The 17,811-nt window shown below is 47.6% G+C and carries 23 protein-coding genes and 1 other annotated feature; of the genes, 21 read left to right on the plus strand and 2 right to left on the minus strand.

Translation table 11 applies throughout. From position 1 onward, the window contains the following. The first annotated feature begins 102 nt into the window (after positions 1 to 102). The 9 genes from PMI05_RS08310 (at position 103) to PMI05_RS08350 (ending at position 5,499) form a co-directional block, all read left to right on the plus strand. Positions 103 to 432, plus strand: a complete 330-nt coding sequence (locus PMI05_RS08310; RefSeq protein ID WP_007719896.1) for a cyclic-di-AMP receptor — start codon at positions 103 to 105, stop codon at positions 430 to 432. Positions 433 to 524: 92 nt separating this feature from the next. Further along, the gene (locus PMI05_RS08315) at positions 525 to 971 is read left to right on the plus strand and encodes a YaaR family protein (protein WP_007719898.1); all 447 of its coding nucleotides are present in this window, start codon (positions 525 to 527) and stop codon (positions 969 to 971) included. Positions 972 to 987: 16 nt separating this feature from the next. After that, the gene (gene holB, locus PMI05_RS08320) at positions 988 to 1,968 is read left to right on the plus strand and encodes a DNA polymerase III subunit delta' (protein WP_007719900.1); all 981 of its coding nucleotides are present in this window, start codon (positions 988 to 990) and stop codon (positions 1,966 to 1,968) included. A gap of 3 nt (positions 1,969 to 1,971) precedes the next feature. After that, positions 1,972 to 2,787 carry a stage 0 sporulation family protein gene (locus PMI05_RS08325; protein ID WP_007719901.1) on the plus strand — a complete coding sequence of 272 codons (816 nt, stop codon included), beginning with the start codon at positions 1,972 to 1,974 and terminating at the stop codon, positions 2,785 to 2,787. A 28-nt stretch (positions 2,788 to 2,815) separates the two neighbouring features. Next, a complete protein-coding gene (gene yabA, locus PMI05_RS08330) occupies positions 2,816 to 3,187 on the plus strand; it encodes a DNA replication initiation control protein YabA (protein WP_007719903.1) in 372 nt (123 codons plus the stop codon). Positions 3,188 to 3,295: 108 nt separating this feature from the next. Further along, the gene (locus PMI05_RS08335; RefSeq protein ID WP_007719904.1) at positions 3,296 to 4,063 is read left to right on the plus strand and encodes a tRNA1(Val) (adenine(37)-N6)-methyltransferase; all 768 of its coding nucleotides are present in this window, start codon (positions 3,296 to 3,298) and stop codon (positions 4,061 to 4,063) included. Beyond that, positions 4,038 to 4,313, plus strand: a complete 276-nt coding sequence (locus tag PMI05_RS08340) for a GIY-YIG nuclease family protein (RefSeq protein WP_007719905.1) — start codon at positions 4,038 to 4,040, stop codon at positions 4,311 to 4,313. The genes PMI05_RS08335 and PMI05_RS08340 overlap by 26 nt, the downstream gene beginning before the upstream one ends. After that, positions 4,310 to 5,182: a 16S rRNA (cytidine(1402)-2'-O)-methyltransferase gene (gene rsmI / locus PMI05_RS08345; protein ID WP_007719909.1), complete on the plus strand. Its 873-nt coding sequence runs from the start codon at positions 4,310 to 4,312 to the stop codon at positions 5,180 to 5,182. Before PMI05_RS08340 ends, rsmI begins: the two co-directional genes overlap by 4 nt. A 128-nt stretch (positions 5,183 to 5,310) precedes the next feature. Beyond that, positions 5,311 to 5,499 (plus strand): hypothetical protein, encoded by a 189-nt coding sequence (locus tag PMI05_RS08350; RefSeq protein WP_238543267.1) that lies wholly within the window; start codon positions 5,311 to 5,313, stop codon positions 5,497 to 5,499. Between the two features lie 60 nt (positions 5,500 to 5,559). Here PMI05_RS08350 and PMI05_RS08355 read toward each other — a convergent pair whose 3' ends face one another. After that, the gene (locus tag PMI05_RS08355) at positions 5,560 to 5,808 is read right to left on the minus strand and encodes an AbrB/MazE/SpoVT family DNA-binding domain-containing protein (RefSeq protein ID WP_007719913.1); all 249 of its coding nucleotides are present in this window, start codon (positions 5,806 to 5,808) and stop codon (positions 5,560 to 5,562) included. A gap of 444 nt (positions 5,809 to 6,252) precedes the next feature. After that, positions 6,253 to 6,506, plus strand: a binding site (T-box leader). Positions 6,507 to 6,564: 58 nt separating this feature from the next. Here PMI05_RS08355 and metG point away from each other — a divergent pair. The 11 genes from metG (at position 6,565) to spoVG (ending at position 16,099) form a co-directional block, all read left to right on the plus strand. Continuing rightward, on the plus strand, positions 6,565 to 8,592 hold the full coding sequence (metG, locus tag PMI05_RS08365; protein ID WP_007719916.1) for a methionine--tRNA ligase: 2,028 nt from the start codon (positions 6,565 to 6,567) through the stop codon (positions 8,590 to 8,592). A 27-nt stretch (positions 8,593 to 8,619) separates the two neighbouring features. Further along, positions 8,620 to 9,390, plus strand: a complete 771-nt coding sequence (locus tag PMI05_RS08370; protein WP_007719918.1) for a TatD family hydrolase — start codon at positions 8,620 to 8,622, stop codon at positions 9,388 to 9,390. A 359-nt stretch (positions 9,391 to 9,749) separates the two neighbouring features. Beyond that, entirely contained in the window at positions 9,750 to 10,847 is a 1,098-nt protein-coding gene (locus PMI05_RS08375) for a 3D domain-containing protein (RefSeq protein WP_007719920.1), read from the plus strand. A 170-nt stretch (positions 10,848 to 11,017) separates the two neighbouring features. Beyond that, the gene (gene rnmV / locus PMI05_RS08380; RefSeq protein WP_007719922.1) at positions 11,018 to 11,566 is read left to right on the plus strand and encodes a ribonuclease M5; all 549 of its coding nucleotides are present in this window, start codon (positions 11,018 to 11,020) and stop codon (positions 11,564 to 11,566) included. A gap of 3 nt (positions 11,567 to 11,569) precedes the next feature. After that, positions 11,570 to 12,463, plus strand: coding sequence for a 16S rRNA (adenine(1518)-N(6)/adenine(1519)-N(6))-dimethyltransferase RsmA (rsmA, locus tag PMI05_RS08385; protein WP_007719925.1), 894 nt, complete (start codon positions 11,570 to 11,572; stop codon positions 12,461 to 12,463). Positions 12,464 to 12,679: 216 nt separating this feature from the next. Then, entirely contained in the window at positions 12,680 to 12,952 is a 273-nt protein-coding gene (gene veg, locus PMI05_RS08390) for a biofilm formation stimulator Veg (protein WP_005830485.1), read from the plus strand. 117 nt (positions 12,953 to 13,069) lie between these two features. Continuing rightward, positions 13,070 to 13,249, plus strand: coding sequence for a small, acid-soluble spore protein, alpha/beta type (locus tag PMI05_RS08395; RefSeq protein WP_007719929.1), 180 nt, complete (start codon positions 13,070 to 13,072; stop codon positions 13,247 to 13,249). Positions 13,250 to 13,465: 216 nt separating this feature from the next. Then, positions 13,466 to 14,344 carry a 4-(cytidine 5'-diphospho)-2-C-methyl-D-erythritol kinase gene (gene ispE, locus PMI05_RS08400; RefSeq protein ID WP_039960463.1) on the plus strand — a complete coding sequence of 293 codons (879 nt, stop codon included), beginning with the start codon at positions 13,466 to 13,468 and terminating at the stop codon, positions 14,342 to 14,344. 55 nt (positions 14,345 to 14,399) lie between these two features. Beyond that, positions 14,400 to 15,233, plus strand: a complete 834-nt coding sequence (purR, locus tag PMI05_RS08405) for a pur operon repressor (protein WP_007719934.1) — start codon at positions 14,400 to 14,402, stop codon at positions 15,231 to 15,233. Positions 15,234 to 15,239: 6 nt separating this feature from the next. Beyond that, positions 15,240 to 15,620 (plus strand): RidA family protein, encoded by a 381-nt coding sequence (locus PMI05_RS08410; protein ID WP_007719935.1) that lies wholly within the window; start codon positions 15,240 to 15,242, stop codon positions 15,618 to 15,620. A 191-nt stretch (positions 15,621 to 15,811) separates the two neighbouring features. Beyond that, entirely contained in the window at positions 15,812 to 16,099 is a 288-nt protein-coding gene (gene spoVG / locus PMI05_RS08415) for a septation regulator SpoVG (RefSeq protein ID WP_007719936.1), read from the plus strand. Between the two features lie 55 nt (positions 16,100 to 16,154). Here spoVG and PMI05_RS08420 read toward each other — a convergent pair whose 3' ends face one another. Then, positions 16,155 to 17,171 carry a GTP-binding protein gene (locus PMI05_RS08420; RefSeq protein WP_007719937.1) on the minus strand — a complete coding sequence of 339 codons (1,017 nt, stop codon included), beginning with the start codon at positions 17,169 to 17,171 and terminating at the stop codon, positions 16,155 to 16,157. Positions 17,172 to 17,366: 195 nt separating this feature from the next. On the opposite strand from PMI05_RS08420, the gene PMI05_RS08425 reads away from it, so the two are divergent. Continuing rightward, positions 17,367 to 17,811, plus strand: a 445-nt coding sequence (locus tag PMI05_RS08425) for an NTP transferase domain-containing protein (RefSeq protein ID WP_007719939.1), incomplete at its 3' end; no start/stop codon positions are given.

Here is a 17,811-nt window from a genome sequence, read left to right on the forward strand (position 1 = left end):
AATATGTTTAAGCAAAATAACGTACCAAGCCTACGTGTTTTTCATACAATGAAGAAGTCAAGTCAAATTGGGAATTGATCATGGGAGAAAGGGTGATAGCCGATGAAAATGGTAGTTGCGGTCGTCCAAGATAAAGATAGTGGTCGTCTGTCTCAACAACTGGTGAAAAAAGGTTTTCGTGCTACGAAGCTGGCTAGTACGGGTAGCTTTTTACGCGCCGGTAACACAACTTTTTTGATCGGTACGTCTGACGAAAGCGTGCCGGAAGTAATCGACATCATTGCGCATAATTGCAAATCCCGCAAACAAATGGTCACTCCCGTCTCTCCACTCAGTAATGCTGTAGACTCGTTCATGCCATATCCGCTGGAAGTACAGGTGGGTGGTGCCGCAGTATTCGTATTGGATGTCGGAGAGTTCCACTCATTTTAACGTGGTTCCTTCTCTCTTTTTTCGTAACTTTCGTATATACTTGATCTCACGGGGATAAACCCTGTATTGTATCGGGCGACGGAGGTGGCGATATGAAAATCAGTGATGGGTTACGGCCTAAACTGGACTTGATTAAAACGACGGATTCACGCAAGAATCCTCAACTGGAAAAGCTGAATTTTGGCACGATGATTCAAGGAGAAGACGAACGTATGTCTCAGGAGAAGCTTACCCGGCTACTGACAGACATAGACAGGCAGGGACAGATTCTGGCTCGTTCCCGCGCCGTTCGTGACTTCTATGCTTATAAAAATCTCGTCAAGCAGTTCATGGAAGAGGCAGTGAAGTTCGGTATTGCCTTAGACGATAGACGAGGAATGAATCGACGTGGTCGCAGCAGGCTGTACAAAATCGTCAAAGAGGTGGATGCAGAGCTGCTCAAACTGACAGATGAGCTCTTGAGCGAGCAGGCACCAACGATTGATTTGTTAGCTAGGATTGGCGAAATCCGCGGCATGTTGATCAATTTGTATTTTTAGTGGGTGTGAAACCATCATGACATGGACCCGTTTTTCTCAGCAGCCACGAGCACAAGAACTGCTGTATCATAGTTTGCGCAACGAACGACTGGCACACGCCTACTTGCTGGCGGGTCCCAAAGGTTCAGGTAAAAAGCAGATGGCCCTGCATCTGGCGAAGTCCCTTTTTTGTTCGGAAAGGGAGGCAGACGCCTGCGGGGCCTGTGTTACATGCAGGCGCATAGAGGGTGGCAATCACCCGGATGTGTTGTTTATTACGCCTGATGGGGCTTCGATTAAAATCGACCAGATCCGTTCGCTGCAAAAAGAAATGGCGATGCGCGCCGTCGAGTCATCACACAAGGTATATATCATTGAGCACGTCGATAAAATGACGACACAGGCTGCCAACAGTCTGCTCAAGTTTCTGGAGGAACCGCCCGCTGGTGTACTGGCCCTGCTTTTAACAGAGCATAGCCATGCGATTCTTCCTACGATTTTATCTCGATGCCAAATCGTTCAATTTTCACCACTTTCTGCAGAATCGATTGCGGAAAAGTTGCGTGCAGAGGGCGTTTTGGCGGGAATGGCGCAGGTTGCTTCCCACATTACGACAAATGTGGAAGAAGCCATGACACTCAGCCAATCAGAATCGTTTGCACAGCTAAGAAATCTAGTGATACAATTGGTGCAGGAGTGCAAACAGCGCAATTCCTCTGCACTCTTAACGATCCATGATATGTTGCAAAAGAGCGACAAAAGTAAAGAGGAACTACCCCTCTTTTTAGATTTGCTCATCCTTTGGCTGCGCGATATCCTGTATTTGCAAGTAGGCAGGCATGCCCATCTCATTAACAGCGACCAACAGGATGTGCTGCAAGGACAAGCACTGGTATGGACAAAAGCTGAGCTCTTGCGTGGGATAGATTTGGTCATGGAGACGAAAAATCGGATAGAGCGAAATGCCAACGCACAGTTGGCTCTTGAGCGGTTGGTTCTTCAATTCCAGGAGGGATAACCCTTGTACGAGGTTGTTGGGGTCCGCTTTAAGAAAGCGGGCAAAATATATTACTTCGACCCTGACCGACTGCCGATTGAGCAAGACTGCACCGTCATCGTTGAAACGGCGCGAGGGGTCGAATTTGGCAAGGTCGTCATTGGCAAAAAAGAAGTGGCTGAGTCTGATGTCGTATTGCCGCTGAAAAAGGTCATTCGGATGGCAGACGAGCGAGATGCTAAACAGGTGGATGAAAACAAGCAAGCCGCCAAGAATGCTTTTGCTGTATGTCAGACGAAGATCAAAGAGCACAAGCTCGATATGAAGCTGGTCGATGTGGAATACACGTTTGACCGCAACAAGATTATCTTTTATTTTACCGCTGACGGTAGGGTTGATTTCCGTGAGCTGGTAAAAGACCTCGCCTCCGTATTCCGTACCCGGATTGAGCTTCGCCAGATTGGTGTGCGTGACGAAGCCAAAATGCTCGGCGGGATAGGGCCTTGTGGCAGGTTGCTTTGCTGTTCGACGTTCCTCGGCGATTTCGAGCCTGTCTCGATCAAAATGGCCAAGGACCAAAATCTTTCGTTGAATCCAGCTAAAATCTCTGGTCTGTGTGGCCGGTTGATGTGCTGTTTAAAATACGAGAACGACAACTATGAGAGCTCGAAGGATGAAATGCCGGACGTTGGCAAAATGGTCACCACCCCGATGGGGAATGGACGAGTCGTTTCCGTAAACGTACTTGACCAATCTATCCAAGTAGAGCTTTCAATCGACAAACGTGTCACCGAATTCGGATTGGATGAGATTGCGATAGGTCTCCCCACCTTTGAATAAAGCGTGGGGGTAGGGGAGAGGTGAGCTAGTGGACAAACGGGAAATCTTCGTCAAGATGGCGAGTATTGAAGAACGTATTGGTGACCTTTATAAAGAAATTGGTGAACTGAAAGACGTCATCGTTGTTTTGATGGAGGAAAACGCCCAATTACTCGTTGAAAACCAGCACCTTCGCACCCGACTAGACAGGAAAAAGACCGGCTCCCAAGCAAAACAAAAGGGAACAAGCCCTGTCGCGAAGGAAAAAGCCAAAAAGGCAGTGGTTGGAGAAGGATATGACAATCTCGCCCGTTTGTACGCGGAAGGATTTCATATCTGCAATGTGCATTTCGGCAGCCTGCGAAAAGAAGGGGATTGCCTGTTCTGTCTCTCATTCCTGAGCGGCGGCCCTCAAAAATAAGCGGTGAGTAACCAGCACCACATGAAAAAGCGACCTGGGCTACGTGTCAGGTCGCTTTTTTCCGGATAGGAATAATAAGAAAAGACCAAAAGGGAGTACGAGCCGTAGATGGAACCTGTCACCAACGTGCCGCTTTACGAAACAGAGCGCATCGATGATTTATTGACACATGAAATGAAAATAATCCAAAGCCACGAAGTTTTTTGCTTCTCAATGGACGCGGTTCTTTTGGCACGTTTCGCATCGGTGCCAAAGCGCGGAAAAGTATTGGATATGTGCACGGGCAATGGAGCTATACCGCTCATTATGACCACGCGTACGCCAGAAGCCAGTTTTGATGGAATCGAAATTCAAGAGCGTTTGTTCAGCATGGCAAGCCGCAATGTGACATTGAATGGTTTGAATGAACGAATTACGATGCATCATGGCGATGTGAAGGATGCGGTGTCGTTGTTTGGGCACGGGAATTTCGATTTGATCACGTGCAATCCGCCGTATATGCCTGCGACCAGTGGGGAGAAAAACATCAGCGAGCACTTTGCGATCGCCCGTCATGAGATTATGTTGTCCTTGGAGGATGTCATTCGCGTGGGGAGCCAGTTGCTAAAAAACGGCGGAAAGCTGGCGCTCGTGCATCGATCCACACGTTTGATTGACATCGTTTCGCTTATGCGCCAATATGGCATCGAGCCGAAACGGATGCGTCTGGTTTATCCGCGTAGGGAAGCAGAGCCGAATATGGTTCTGATCGAGGGAATAAGGGGTGGAAAGCCGGAGCTGAGAATTCAGCCACCGCTGATTGTGTATGAAAATGGAGAGCAATACTGTGAAGAACTACAGGAAATCTATTATGGCAGACGAGATTCCCTCGAGTAAGAGTCACTATGTCTACATCCTCTCCTGTGCGGATGGGACACTCTACACCGGATATACGACAGAGCTGATCCGTCGCTTGGCTGCTCATAATGAAGGAAAAGGTGCCAAGTATACGAGAGGCCGCGGGCCAGTGGAGTTGCTCTATTGGGAAGAAGGAGCAGACCGTTCCTGGGGTCTCAAGCGTGAAGAGAGCATCAAACGATTAACGCGCAAGAAAAAAGAAGAATTGATTGGAGGGGCCTCCGAATGAATGTGCAACGCAGTTTTGCGTCAGAAGAAGCAGGAGTCCTTTATTTGGTGGCTACACCGATTGGCAATCTTGATGATATCACGGTGCGGTGTCTAAATACGTTGCGTGAAGTCGATGTCATCGCGTGTGAAGATACGCGCCAGACGAGAAAGCTACTGAATCATTTTCAAATCGAAAAACGTACGGTCAGCTATCACGAGCATAATAAGGAAGCAAGTGGAAATGGGCTGTTGCAGTGGCTTGCCGAGGGCAAGAAAATTGCCTTGGTAAGCGACGCTGGCTTGCCAGCAATTTCCGACCCGGGTGCTGAGCTGGTACGAGATGCGACCGCGGCGGGATTTTCTGTCATCCCCGTTCCAGGTGCCAATGCGGCATTGACAGCTTTGATTGCTTCCGGTCTTCCTACTGATCGCTTCATATTTTGCGGATTTATGGGACGCGAAAACAAAGAAAGACGCGAAGAGCTGGAACGACTGAAGCGATATCCAGAAACGCTGATATTTTATGAAGCTCCCCATCGAGTGGAAAAGACGCTTGTTGCCATGCGGGAAGCGTGGGGGAATCGGCGAGCTGTCCTGGCAAGAGAACTGACAAAGCGCTACGAGGAATTTGTGCGCGGGACGTTGGACGAGCTGCTGGAATGGCTCAGAAGCGGCGAGGTACGCGGTGAGTTTTGTGTCATTGTCGAAGGTAACACCGGGCCGTTGGAAGCGGAAGTCGATGATACCTGGTGGCAATCGCTGAGTATCGGGGAGCACGTGGATCATTACTGTGCACAAGGCATGGGGAAAAAGGAAGCCATCAAGCAAGCAGCCGATGATCGAAATGTATCCAAACGAGATGTTTACAACGAATATCATCGGGAATAGACGGTAATGAGTGAGCGAAGCTGGCCGATACGGTCGGCTTTTTTCTTTTCGTCATCTCGACGGGTACGTGAATACGATGGTAAGGGGAGCGTCCGGTGTTTTTGGAAGGAAAGGAAGGGGGATCAGCAGTGAGTATTCGTGATTCTCGTCTTATTGTGAATACAGTGATCAATTTAGCGCGACTACAGCAAGTTTTGGCGGAGGTTGGGCTACAGTTTTCTGGCGATGTATCTTTTGAAATGCCGGCAGATGTGGTCTATTCTGATTTGTATGCGCCCAGGCTGTTCTTCTTCCGGGCGCTGTTGAAGAAAAAATAGCAAACAAAAAGCCTTTGTGAGGCTCGTCCCACAAAGGCTTTTTTATGTAATTAAATGATATTAGCGTTTAACAGGCATTTCTGTCAGGCAATCTTGGCACACAATTTTACCTTTAAAGTGAGATACTTTGTCAGCGTTTCCACAGAAGATACATGCAGGCTCATACTTTTTCAGGATGATGCGCTCTCCGTCAACGTAGATTTCCAAAGCATCTTTCTCAGCGATACCCAGAGTGCGGCGCAATTCGATTGGAATAACAACACGACCCAATTCATCTACTTTGCGAACGATACCGGTTGACTTCATCATAGTTAAAATCTCCTCTCAAAATCTGTATATGTCGATGCTATTGTTATACACTCATCATTTATCGTCAATATTCGACATTTTCTGTTGGGATAATCATACCAGCCATTCCCAAAGGTGTCAACATGATTTTGACAATTCCTTGAAAAGCAAAATGTTTTTTCAAATCGAAAATGCTGTTAAATCGGTGTTTCTCAAAGTGTTGGAAGCGATATGGAAATTTTTATGGATAAAATTTACTGGAAGAATTGGGTGTCGAATAAGTCGACGAATGTCGAAACCGAACATGGCGATTCGACAAAAACTCCAAGTTTTCTCTTTTCTTCTTGTATTTTGTAAAGTTGGTGTGAAGCGAGCGATAAAACTCCTCAGGAAAATGGGCTTGCCGAGGATGTTTACAAAACAGGTTGGTCGTGTACAATAGAGGATAAATACAGCAAATGATAGCAAACGACCATGATGGGAAGAGTAAGCCGATCCTCCTTATTTCAGAGAGCCGGGGTAGCTGAGAACCGGTATAAGTGAGCAAGCTGAACATGGACCCTGAGTCTTGCAGATGAACAGTGACGGCATAGACCGTACCTAGTAGTTTGTGACGTATGCCCACGTTACGGGTAGAGTCATGTTTGACTCACCAAGTCCGTTTTCCGTGAGGGGGCGGAGTGTTTGGGTGGTACCGCGAGATAGAGCTCGCCCCAATTTTTTTGGGGTGGGCTTTTCCTTATTTTCATTAACGTAAACAGGAGGGGAATAGTTGCAATGAAACCTACTTATTACATTACAACACCGATCTACTATCCAAGTAACAAACTCCACATCGGTAACGCCTACACCACAATCGCGTGTGATGCTATGGCACGTTATAAGCGTTTGCGCGGCTATGATGTGTATTACCTGACAGGGACAGATGAACATGGTCAAAAGCTCCAAGAGCGTGCAGCCGAAGATGGCAAACAACCGCTCGAATTCATCGACCCGATTGTCGATTGGGTAAAGGACTTGTGGGAAAAGCTAGACATCTCTTATGACGATTTCATCCGTACCACAGAGCCTCGTCATAAAGAAGTTGTACAAAAAGTGTTCCAGCGCCTGCTTGACCAAGGTGATATTTATTTGGGTGAGTACGAGGGCTTCTACTGTGTACCTGACGAGGCATTTTGGACAGAGACTCAATGTAAAACCGATAATGGATATATTTGCCCAGACTGTGGACGCGAAGTGAAAAAAGTGAAGGAGAAAAACTACTTCTTCCGCATGTCCAAGTATCAGGACAGACTGCTTGCACACATTGAAGCAAACCCTGAATTTATTCAACCGGAGAGCCGCCGCAACGAAATGATCAATAACTTTCTGAAACCAGGCCTCCAGGACTTGTCCGTATCCCGCAGTACATTTGACTGGGGAATCAAGGTGCCAACCGATCCAGAGCATGTTATTTACGTATGGATTGATGCATTGACGAACTATATTTCTGCTCTCGGCTATTTGTCCGAGGACGACAGCAAATACCGTAACTTCTGGCCTGCCAATGTTCATATGGTTGGAAAAGACATTTTGCGCTTCCATACGATCTACTGGCCAATCCTGTTGATGGCACTGGATATCCCGTTGCCAAAACAAATTTTTGGTCATGGCTGGCTTCTGATGCCGGATGGAAAAATGTCAAAATCCAAGGGCAATGTCATTGACCCGAAGGTTTTGATCGACCGTTACGGTTCTGACGGCGTTCGCTACTTCCTGCTTCGTGAAATCAACTTCGGTCAGGATGGCATCTTCACGCCAGAATCGTTCGTACAACGCCTGAACTATGACTTGGCTAATGACATCGGAAACTTGCTGAGCCGTACCGCTACGATGATTGAGAAATATTTCGATGGTATCGTTCCAGCTCCACAGGATGCAGGAGAGCCGGATGATAGCTTGATCGGCCTCGCGATGAAAACGAAGGCGCTGGTGGAAGAGCACATTGAAGAAATGCGCTTCTCCAATGCACTGGCTCACATCTGGGAACTGGTGGGACGTACAAACAAATACATCGACGAGACCATGCCTTGGAATTTGGCAAAATCCGAAGAAACCAAAGGTCGTCTGGCAACCGTTATGTACAATTTGGTGGAAAGCATCCGCATTAGCTCCGTGCTGATCCAACCGTTCATGACGAAAGCACCAGCGAAAATTTGGGACCAACTGGGTATTTTGGGCAATGAAGAAGCAACCAACTGGGAATCTGCAAGTGTATGGGGTGGATTGCCTGCTGGAAGTACCGTTAGCCGCAAGGAACTGCTCTTCCCTCGTCTGGATGTTCAAGCGGAACTGGCTTTCATCGACGAATCGACAGCAGAGGCACGTCGCCAAGCGGAGGAAAACAAGAAAAAGCAAGCAGCTTTGAAAGGGGAAGCACCTGTGAGTGAAACAAACACCAACCAAACAGAAGCAGCAACGGACAAACCAGCTGATGCAAAAGAAGAAATCAGCATCGACGATTTTGGAAAAGTAGAGCTGCGTGTCGCACAGGTAGTGGAATGTGCCAAGCATCCAAATGCTGACAAACTGTTGGTTCTGCAATTGGATCTCGGCTACGAGAAGCGCCAGGTTGTTTCTGGTATCGCGAAATACTACTCCCCAGAAGATATGGTCGGCAAAAAAGTGATCCTCGTAGCCAACCTGAAGCCAGTGAAGCTTCGCGGTGAGCTGTCTCAAGGGATGATCTTGGCAGCATCGGCAGGAGATCAGTTGACACTTGCGACTGTTGACCCAAGTATGCCAAACGGAGCAATCGTGAAGTAACGAGGGCAAGGAAAGGAAGGACCCATCTTGTTATTTGAAACCCATGCTCATCTAAATGCGAAGGAATTCGATGAGGATCGTGCAGAGGTCATTTCTCGTGCGCAAGAAAATGGCGTCAGTACGATTGTGAACATCGGATTCAACGCTGAAACAATTCCAACCTGCATGGATTTGGCTCATGCGTATGACTTTATTTACGCCGTCATCGGCTGGCATCCACAAGACGCCAAGGACATGACAGACGAACACCTAGAATGGATCGAGGAACTCAGTCGTGATCCGAAAGTAGTGGGTTTGGGCGAAATGGGCTTGGACTACTACTGGGATACGTCGCCACGTGATGTGCAGGCAGAGGTATTCCGCAAGCAGATTCGTCTGGCTCGCAAGCTCGACATGCCGATCATCATCCACAATCGCGATGCGCACCAAGACGTTTTGACGATCCTGAAGGAAGAGAAGGCAGCAGATGTTGGCGGTATCATGCACTGCTTCTCTGGCAGCTGGGAAACAGCGAAGCAGGCACTCGATATGAATTTTTATATTTCGTTCGGTGGTCCGCTAACATTCAAAAATGCCAAGCAGCCAAAAGAAGTAGCAGCGAAGGTACCTCTTGACAAGTTGTTGATAGAGACAGATTGCCCATATCTCACTCCGCATCCTTTCCGCGGAAAGCGAAATGAGAGTGGATATGTGCGTTACGTCTGTGAGGAAATGGCGAACATTCATGGTTTGTCTTATGAGGAAATGGCACAAATTACCGCAGACAACGCCAGACGTCTTTTTCGCATGAACGGTTAATAAAAACGGGAAATCACGATTGATCACGTGATTTCCCGTTTTTTTTGTGTCAGGTAACCGGGTTCTACTCCATTTTGTCGACGCATACGATGAACAATGTGTCGAACGATTATTGTCCATCCGACATGGCTTCTCGACAGGTTTCTGCTACCATTCGCCATGCCTATTTTGCTAGTCTGGTACCATTATCGCTTCAGCCAAAAGGGAGGGTAAATTTGACAAAGCCGGGAAAGTGAAATACAATCAAAGCCGACCTTGTGAAGTACCGGCCACTTCCAGAATATTAGTGCAATTACATCGACCCTTACCTGGCTAGACAAGAAGAGCCTTGTGCTTTTCTAGGAAAAGGAGTGTGGGAAATGGAGTTACGCGCGATATGGGAAAGGTATAAGAATCGTGGGCTAGTCATGTTTGGCTGCCTTGCTCTTGTGCTCGTTCCCATGATTGGCTATTTCTCTGCCCAGGCTACTCAGCCAAAACAGGTCACTTTTTCGTTGGACGGAGAAAGCAAGACGGTCGCTACAAAAGCCAAGACCGTTGAGCAGTTCTTAACCGAGCGAAACATTACGGTAACGGAAAAGGATTCCCTTCAACCGACACCTGAGACGAAGCTATCAGACGGAGCACTCATTACTTTATATACGACCTGGTCCATACCAATCCAGGTTGACGGGCAGAAAAAAACGATAGAGACACTTAGTCGTGATGTTGCTGGTGCGTTGAAGGACGGCGGCATCGTGCTAGGTGAGAAGGACCGGGTAGAACCGGCATTGACCGCTACACTTACCAAGGACTCCTCGATCAGCGTAAAGCGGGTTGTTGAGAAAATGGTAAAAGTCGATGAGCGAGTCACCTTTCAAGAAATACGCAAAAATGATCCAGCGCTGGAAAAAGGTAAGACCCGCGTATTACAGAGCGGGCAAGAAGGTAAGGCAATTGCACACTATAAGCTAGTCATGGAAGATGGAAAAGAAGTCTCCCGTGATCTGGTCAAAAGAGATGTACTTGTACCGAAGAAAGATAATATCGTAGCCATGGGTACCGCAATCCCAATGTTGCAGAAAAAGGGTCAACCAGATCGGGTCCTGGTTGCTTCTGCAGCGGGTCCGGTCTCGCGTGGTGGAAAAGTGTTTAGGCCGAAAAAAGTACTGAACGGGGTTACCCTGACTGCTTATACTCCTTCGGGAGGTGGCAAACACCCAAGCTCTCCGGGATATGGACGCACATCGACAGGGGTAAAAGCCAAGACAGGTCACACCATCGCTGTAGATCCTAAAGTCATTCCGTATGGATGGTGGGTGTACATTGAAGGTATTGGGTATCGTCGAGCTGAAGATACGGGTGGTGCCATGAAAGGTGGCAAAATCGACGTATTCGTAGGCACGGAGTCCGAGGCGAGGAAATTCGGTCGCAAGCGAAACAAAACTGTATATATCATTGGACCACAGAAGCCTTAGGACAGGAGCGATTGCTCCTGTTCTTCTGTTTCCTCCAAGGTTATTGTGATAAGCTGTTTGTTAGTTAGACGATCCTTTTTTACCAAATGTTTCATGTATTTTTGGCTTGAGGTACGGTTTTTTTGGAACACTAGTACCGTACCGAGTTTGTACGAAAGTGGGAGCACATGATGAAGATCAAGGAAGTCATCGTGGTGGAAGGTCGAGACGATACCGCAACAATCAAGCGTGCGGTTAATGCCGATACGATTGAAACTGGCGGTTCTGCCATTCATAAAAGAACGATTGAAAAAATCAGGCTGGCGCAACAAAAACGCGGTGTTATTATTTTTACAGACCCCGATTATCAAGGGGAGCGCATCCGAAAAATTATCAGCAAGTCAGTTCCAGGCTGCAAGCATGCATTTATTACCCAAGAGGACGGGACCAAAAAGGGCGACATTGGCGTCGAGAATGCGACACCTGATGTGATTATTCGTGCGCTCTCAGAAGTACGTACCGAAATGGCGGAAACGGCTGGAGAGATTACCTCTGACGATCTGTTGGCAAATGGCCTGACGTCCGGAGTAGATGCCAAAGAACGCAGAATTAAGCTGGGAGAAGCATTGGGGATCGGATACGCCAACGCCAAGCAAATGCTGCAGCGGCTCAATGCCTTCCAAATTAGTCGAGCAGAATTCGAAGCGGCCATTACGGCCATCAACAAAGAGAGGGAGTAAGCCATGACCCAAATAGCGGGCAAGGATATTGCCACACCTACGCGCACAAAAGAAATATTGGAGAAGTACGGCTTTTCTTTTAAGAAGAGTTTGGGCCAGAACTTCCTGATAGACACCAATATTTTACATAACATTGTTTCAGAGGCAGACCTTACAAAGGAAAAGGGAGCGATTGAAATTGGGCCCGGTATCGGTGCGCTGACGGAGCAATTGGGACGAGCAGCCAAAAAAGTGATGGCGATCGAAATCGACCAGCGTCTTTTACCTATTTTGCAGGACACGCTGTCACCCTATGAAAATATTGAAGTCGTACATGGGGACGTACTGGAGCTGGATCTGAAGAAGTTAATAGAAGAAAAGATGACAGGAGTGGAAAAGCTGAGCGTAGTGGCGAATCTGCCTTACTATGTGACGACACCGATCCTGATGAAGCTGCTGGAAGAGAGATTGCCTCTCGAAAACATCGTGGTCATGATTCAAAAGGAAGTGGCAGAGAGAATTGCAGCCAAACCAGGAACGAAAGACTATGGCTCTCTTTCAGTCGCAGCTCAATTCTACGCAGACACAGAAGTAGCGATGATTGTGCCTGCAAGTGTGTTCATTCCGCGTCCGAATGTCGACTCGGCAGTGATTCGCTTAAAGGTAAGAGATCGTCCGCCAGTGGATGTAGACGACCAGGATGTGTTTTTCCGGGTGGTACGCAGCTCGTTTGCACAGCGCCGTAAGACGTTGTTGAACAACCTAATGAACGGACTGTTTCCTAAAACCCAAAAGGATGAAGTAATACAGATGCTCACTGACATCGGGATCGATCCAACCCGGCGTGGTGAAACACTCAGTTTGGACGAATTTGCCCGCCTAGCGAACGAAGGTATGCGCCGCGGACTGATTACGTAAATCGTGTAGACAACCCTCTTATTTTTGGGCGAGATCACCCAAGAATGGGGGTTTTTGCGTATTTATGCCCTTTATGCATATCTTTTGACAAATATCTACGTTTTTTATGAAAAAAACCCCGTTGACAAAATATCCGCAGGGTTGCTATAATTTTTTATTTCTTTGACAAAATATAAGGGAGCTGTTATACTAGATGTAAGCGAGGTGGATGAAACAATGGCAAGAAACGCGTTACTTGACATTAAACGTAGTTTAGACGGACACATTGGTGAGCGCATCCTGCTGAAGGCTAATGGCGGTCGCCGCAAAACCGTTGAACGTAGTGGCATCCTCGAAGAAACTTACCCATCTGTGTTTGTGGTAAAGCTGGATGACGACCAACTCTTTGAGCGGGTATCTTACAGCTATGCTGACATCTTGACGGAAACAGTAGAATTGACGGTGTGCCGCGAAAACGAGCACATCCGCATCACATTTGTACAACAGTAGAGCCCTTTTGGGTTCTACTGTTTTGTTTTTTATATCGAAAAGCTCTGAACATTTGGTTGAGGCAATAAAAAGAGCGGCATGGTGCACACTAAGCCTGTCAACGAGAAGGAGGGTGCTATGGGTCGCAAACGAGGAATGATGTCAGAGCAGTTTAAGATGGAGCTGGCCAAAGAGCTTGGGTTTTACGATACGGTAAAAGCCGAGGGTTGGGGAGGCATCACGACACGGGACGCGGGTAACATGGTCAAGCGCGCAGTTCAGCTTGCTGAGGAAGCATTAGCCGCTAAGCGATTGTAGCATTTGGTTTGACCGTACGGGACGTTTCTCACCATATAAACACTCGTTGACAAGGCCGGGGCATCCCGGCTTTTTTTCTATAAAGAGGGCTGAATTTTCGAAATACCCATAATGATCTCGATCCTATTCTTTTTAATTGATCAAGTGGCATGGGAGAGTTTGCCTATGCTACAATAAGAAACTAGGAAATTTAGAAAGTAGGCAGAGGTGAATTACGTGCGTATCTCGGTCAAAGCTCCGGCCAAAATAAATTTGACTCTCGACGTGCTTGCCAAACGGCCGGACGGTTATCACGAAGTAGAAATGGTGATGACAACCGTAGACTTGGCAGATCGTGTGGACATGACTCTACGCGAAGATGGTGAGATAACGCTGGACTGTTCTGCCAGCTTCGTACCGGATGATATCCGTAACCACGCATATAAAGCGGCAAAGCTCATGAAAGAAAAATTTCAAGTACGCCAGGGCGTACACTTGTATATCGACAAGCAAATTCCTGTTGCGGCTGGACTGGCCGGTGGCAGCAGTGATGCAGCTGCAACATTGCGCGGCTTGAACCAATTGTGGAATCTCGGGCTGACCAGAGATGAGCTAGCTAAAATCGGCGCGGAAATTGGCTCTGATGTGCCATTTTGCGTTTATGGAGGAACAGCGCTGGCGACGGGGCGTGGTGAACAGATTGCGCATCTGGGAGCGCCTGCACCGTGCTGGGTCATTCTAGCCAAGCCGCCTATCGGAGTATCTACTCCGGATGTATACGGAAACCTGCGTGTGGCCCAGATCGATAATCATCCCGATACCAAACAAATGCTGCAAGCCATTGCGACGCAAGACTTTTCACTCATGTGCCAATCTCTTGGGAATGTGTTGGAGAACGTCACGCTCTCGCTCCATCCACAAGTAAAACAGATCAAGGATCTCATGATCGCTTCGGGGGCAGATGGTGTCCTGATGTCTGGCAGCGGCCCTACTGTGTTTGCTCTTGTGCAAAAGGAAGCGAAAGTACATCGGATTTACAACGCGTTGCGAGGTTTTGTCAAAGATGTGTTTGTTGTCCGAATGTTAGGCGCTCAAGATGGGGAAATACTTGCATAAACCCGTATGGAAATGATACATTAACAGCATAATATTCGGTTTTGGAGGAAGAGCCATGAAGAAATTGCGCAGAAGTGCGCGTCTGGTTGACATGACGCAGCACTTGCTCGCCCATCCCCATACGCTGACTCCTCTCACTCTGTTCGCGGAACAATACGGCGCAGCGAAATCATCCATCAGTGAAGACTTGTCTATCATCAAAGAGGCTTTTGAAGTCCAAGGGGTAGGCTTGTTGAAAACGGTGGCGGGAGCGGCAGGCGGAGTGAAGTATATTCCACAGGTCAAAACGGAAGAGGCCCTTCACTTCATGCGCGAACTGATCGGTCAACTCGCTAATCCAGAGAGACTTTTGCCAGGTGGATACTTGTACATGTCCGACATTCTCGGAAATCCACAAACGATGGCGAAGATCGGAAAGCTCTTTGCAACCGCTTATGCGGATAAAAATGTGGATGTCGTCATGACGGTGGAAACAAAGGGGATTCCACTTGCGTATGCGACGGCTATGTTTTTGAATGTGCCTGTTGTGATTGTGCGCCGTGACAACAAGGTGACGGAAGGTTCAGTAGTGAGCATTAACTACGTATCGGGTTCCAGTAAACGAATTCAAACCATGTCACTCGCTCGCCGTGGTTTGGCCGAGCAGTCTCGCGTCCTCATTGTGGACGACTTTATGAAGGCTGGCGGGACATTGCGGGGCATGATTGATCTGTTGCAGGAATTCCGTGCAACCGTAGTAGGATGCGGCGTACTGGTAGAAACGACAGCGGATGTTTCTGAGCGTCTGGTAGATGAATATGTATCGCTTGCAAAACTGCAGGATGTAGACTTCAAGGGCAAGCAAATCGAAATAGAGCTGGGCAGTTTTTTTGAAAATAGAGGGGAGTAGATAAGTATGGCAATCTCTTTTGTTTCAACTGACAAGGCTCCTGCCGCTATTGGTCCTTACAGCCAAGCTGCAAAGGTAGGTCCATTTCTTTTTGCATCGGGTCAAATTCCGCTGCGTGCAGACGGCACTTTGGTAGAAGGTGACGTCGTGGAGCAAACCCATCAGGTTTTTTCCAACATTCAAGCGGTACTGGCAGAAGCCGGTGGCAACCTGACGAATGTAGTGAAAGCGACTGTATTCATCAAGGACATGAATGATTTTGGTCAACTGAACGAAGTGTACGGCCAATATTTTGGCGATCACAAGCCAGCTCGTTCCACTGTAGAAGTGGCACGTCTGCCGCGTGATGTAAAAGTCGAAATCGAAATCGTAGCTTATATCGAATAGAAAAAAATGGAAAACAGCCTGATGCCACGCGCATTGGGCTGTTTTTTGTACTTGCAGAAAACTTTTCCAAAAAATTACATATAAACATATTTATATATTTTTTCAAATATTGCATAATGATAAGCAGGAATATTTACCCAGCGGGTGGAAATAATCCTAAACGCGTTACATAGATAAAGGGAGTGAACTAGATGGAAGTAACAGACGTAAGACTTCGCCGAGTGAATACGGATGGTAGGATGAAAGCGATTGCATCCATTACAATTGACCATGAATTTGTGGTTCATGATATCCGTGTCATTGACGGAAATAATGGTATGTTTGTAGCTATGCCGAGCAAGCGTACACCAGATGGAGAATTCCGTGATATTGCACATCCGATTTCTTCAACTACCCGTGAAAAGATTCAGGCAGCAGTTCTCACAGAATACGACCGCGTAGGTCAAGAGGAAGAAAGCACTATCGAAGCTGGTGCTTAAAAAGTCCTTATACTCAAAGCACCCTGTCACTTGCGGCAGGGTGCTTCGGCGTCCGTTAACCATAACATTTTTTTAGATCGTTCAAAATAATTTCTCGGTCCATTCCTTCCCCGATGAAGACAGCTACCATTTTCGGTCCGAAATTTTCAAAAGGGAACAGGAGCACCTGATTATCGGTATGTTGAAACGAGATCAGCTCGGGCTTTCCGTGGAACTGTACGTAGCCTTTTGCCCGATAGACGTTTTTGGGGAGATCGTATAGAAAGTCCTCGAATTTTTTTGCGTCTACGGGTCCGGTGAATACATAGGAAAACGTTTCGATACTATTGTAGAGAGAGGGTTGGCTTGTTTTTAGGCCAAGGGATTGCTTGAGCCTGTCCATCGTTGACATTCGGCCGATGCTTTTCTGTACGACAATGGGGCGGTTTGTCTCGTTGTCGAGCGGTTGCTCATGAATGGTGCGTTTGACAGACAAAAGCCTGGAGACTTCTATTTCTGCCTGAACAGTAGCGTGTATGGGTGCAGTCGGATTGATTTCACTGAGCTTTTGACGGACCCGCTCTATGACATCAGGGCTGGTCAAATCGGTTTTGTTCAAAAGAAGCAGGTCTGCGTAACGCACTTGGTTTCGAATCGTTTTGACCAGAGTGGAAGTCGAGGAGAATCGTGAGTTGAGGTCCAGAAAGCGAGAGGCGTCGACAACACTAATGGTCCCCTTTAACTCCAGTCGATCATACAGCTCTGGATGGGTAATCGTATCGATGACATCAAGTGGATCGGCTACGCCAGTAGTCTCGATGAGGATTCGGTCTGGCGCAATGGCGTTCATAATATCTTTCAAGCCCTCCGTCAGCTCGCCCTTGATGGAGCAGCATATGCAGCCATCGAGCATTTTTTTGACAGGAAAGCCGAAGCCTTGCAATTGTTCCCCGTCAATATCTTCCTCCCCCATTTCATTCATCAAGACGACTACTTTCTGGTCTGTGATGCGCAAATGAGTCAGCCATTTTTGCAAAAGGGTGGTTTTTCCGCTTCCTAAATACCCAGTCAGCAAGTATATCTCTGCGCTCATCTAATCCTACCTCCTTCAAATAACCCCTTTCGCCCAACAATATATCACATTTCTGTCAGAAAATTAAATGTTGTCTGCCTTGTGTCTAACAACTGGCAATGCAAGGAATCGGGGATAATCCTGTATCGATTGTCTTGAAATTCACATATGAATTAGGATATAGTCATTGTGGAACTTCTACGATGGAGGGTTGACATGTCTAAGATCCATGCCGTGGTTCTGGCTGCTGGTCAGGGTACACGGATGAAATCGAAGCTGTACAAAGTCCTGCACCCTGTGTGCGGAAAGCCTATGGTTCAGCATGTAGTCGATACGATGGCGTCCATGCAGGTTCAGGATATCGTTGTCGTCGTAGGTCATGGTGCTGACGCTGTCCGCGCCAAACTAGGCGATGACGTCACTTATGCACTGCAAGAAAAACAGTTGGGGACGGCACATGCCGTTTCGCAGGCAGCGCCGTTTTTACAAGATAAAGAAGGAACTACGTTTCTTTTATATGGAGACGTTCCCCTCTTGTCAGCGACTACGTTGTCAGCCTTGCTGACCTATCACGAGGAGCAGCAAGCGGCTGCAACTGTATTAACCGCCGTATTACCTGATGCAACAGGTTATGGGCGTATCGTGCGCAATGAGGCGGGGG

The sequence above is a fragment of the Brevibacillus sp. BC25 genome (assembly GCF_000282075.1).
Classification (GTDB): domain Bacteria; phylum Bacillota; class Bacilli; order Brevibacillales; family Brevibacillaceae; genus Brevibacillus.

Excerpts from the sequence above, each read along its gene's own strand:
- PMI05_RS08315 (WP_007719898.1), top strand. The coding sequence starts at position 525 with ATGAAAATCAGTGATGGGTTACGGCCTAAACTGGACTTGATTAAAACG.
- holB (WP_007719900.1), top strand. The coding sequence starts at position 988 with ATGACATGGACCCGTTTTTCTCAGCAGCCACGAGCACAAGAACTGCTG.
- veg (WP_005830485.1), top strand. The coding sequence starts at position 12,680 with ATGGCAAGAAACGCGTTACTTGACATTAAACGTAGTTTAGACGGACAC.
- rsmI (WP_007719909.1), top strand. The coding sequence starts at position 4,310 with ATGAATGTGCAACGCAGTTTTGCGTCAGAAGAAGCAGGAGTCCTTTAT.
- PMI05_RS08340 (WP_007719905.1), top strand. The coding sequence starts at position 4,038 with ATGGCAGACGAGATTCCCTCGAGTAAGAGTCACTATGTCTACATCCTC.
- purR (WP_007719934.1), top strand. The coding sequence starts at position 14,400 with ATGAAGAAATTGCGCAGAAGTGCGCGTCTGGTTGACATGACGCAGCAC.
- PMI05_RS08310 (WP_007719896.1), top strand. The coding sequence starts at position 103 with ATGAAAATGGTAGTTGCGGTCGTCCAAGATAAAGATAGTGGTCGTCTG.
- rsmA (WP_007719925.1), top strand. The coding sequence starts at position 11,570 with ATGACCCAAATAGCGGGCAAGGATATTGCCACACCTACGCGCACAAAA.
- PMI05_RS08335 (WP_007719904.1), top strand. The coding sequence starts at position 3,296 with ATGGAACCTGTCACCAACGTGCCGCTTTACGAAACAGAGCGCATCGAT.
- rnmV (WP_007719922.1), top strand. The coding sequence starts at position 11,018 with ATGAAGATCAAGGAAGTCATCGTGGTGGAAGGTCGAGACGATACCGCA.
- spoVG (WP_007719936.1), top strand. The coding sequence starts at position 15,812 with ATGGAAGTAACAGACGTAAGACTTCGCCGAGTGAATACGGATGGTAGG.
- PMI05_RS08375 (WP_007719920.1), top strand. The coding sequence starts at position 9,750 with ATGGAGTTACGCGCGATATGGGAAAGGTATAAGAATCGTGGGCTAGTC.
- PMI05_RS08355 (WP_007719913.1), bottom strand. The coding sequence starts at position 5,808 with ATGATGAAGTCAACCGGTATCGTTCGCAAAGTAGATGAATTGGGTCGT.
- PMI05_RS08395 (WP_007719929.1), top strand. The coding sequence starts at position 13,070 with ATGGGTCGCAAACGAGGAATGATGTCAGAGCAGTTTAAGATGGAGCTG.
- PMI05_RS08420 (WP_007719937.1), bottom strand. The coding sequence starts at position 17,171 with ATGAGCGCAGAGATATACTTGCTGACTGGGTATTTAGGAAGCGGAAAA.
- metG (WP_007719916.1), top strand. The coding sequence starts at position 6,565 with ATGAAACCTACTTATTACATTACAACACCGATCTACTATCCAAGTAAC.
- PMI05_RS08410 (WP_007719935.1), top strand. The coding sequence starts at position 15,240 with ATGGCAATCTCTTTTGTTTCAACTGACAAGGCTCCTGCCGCTATTGGT.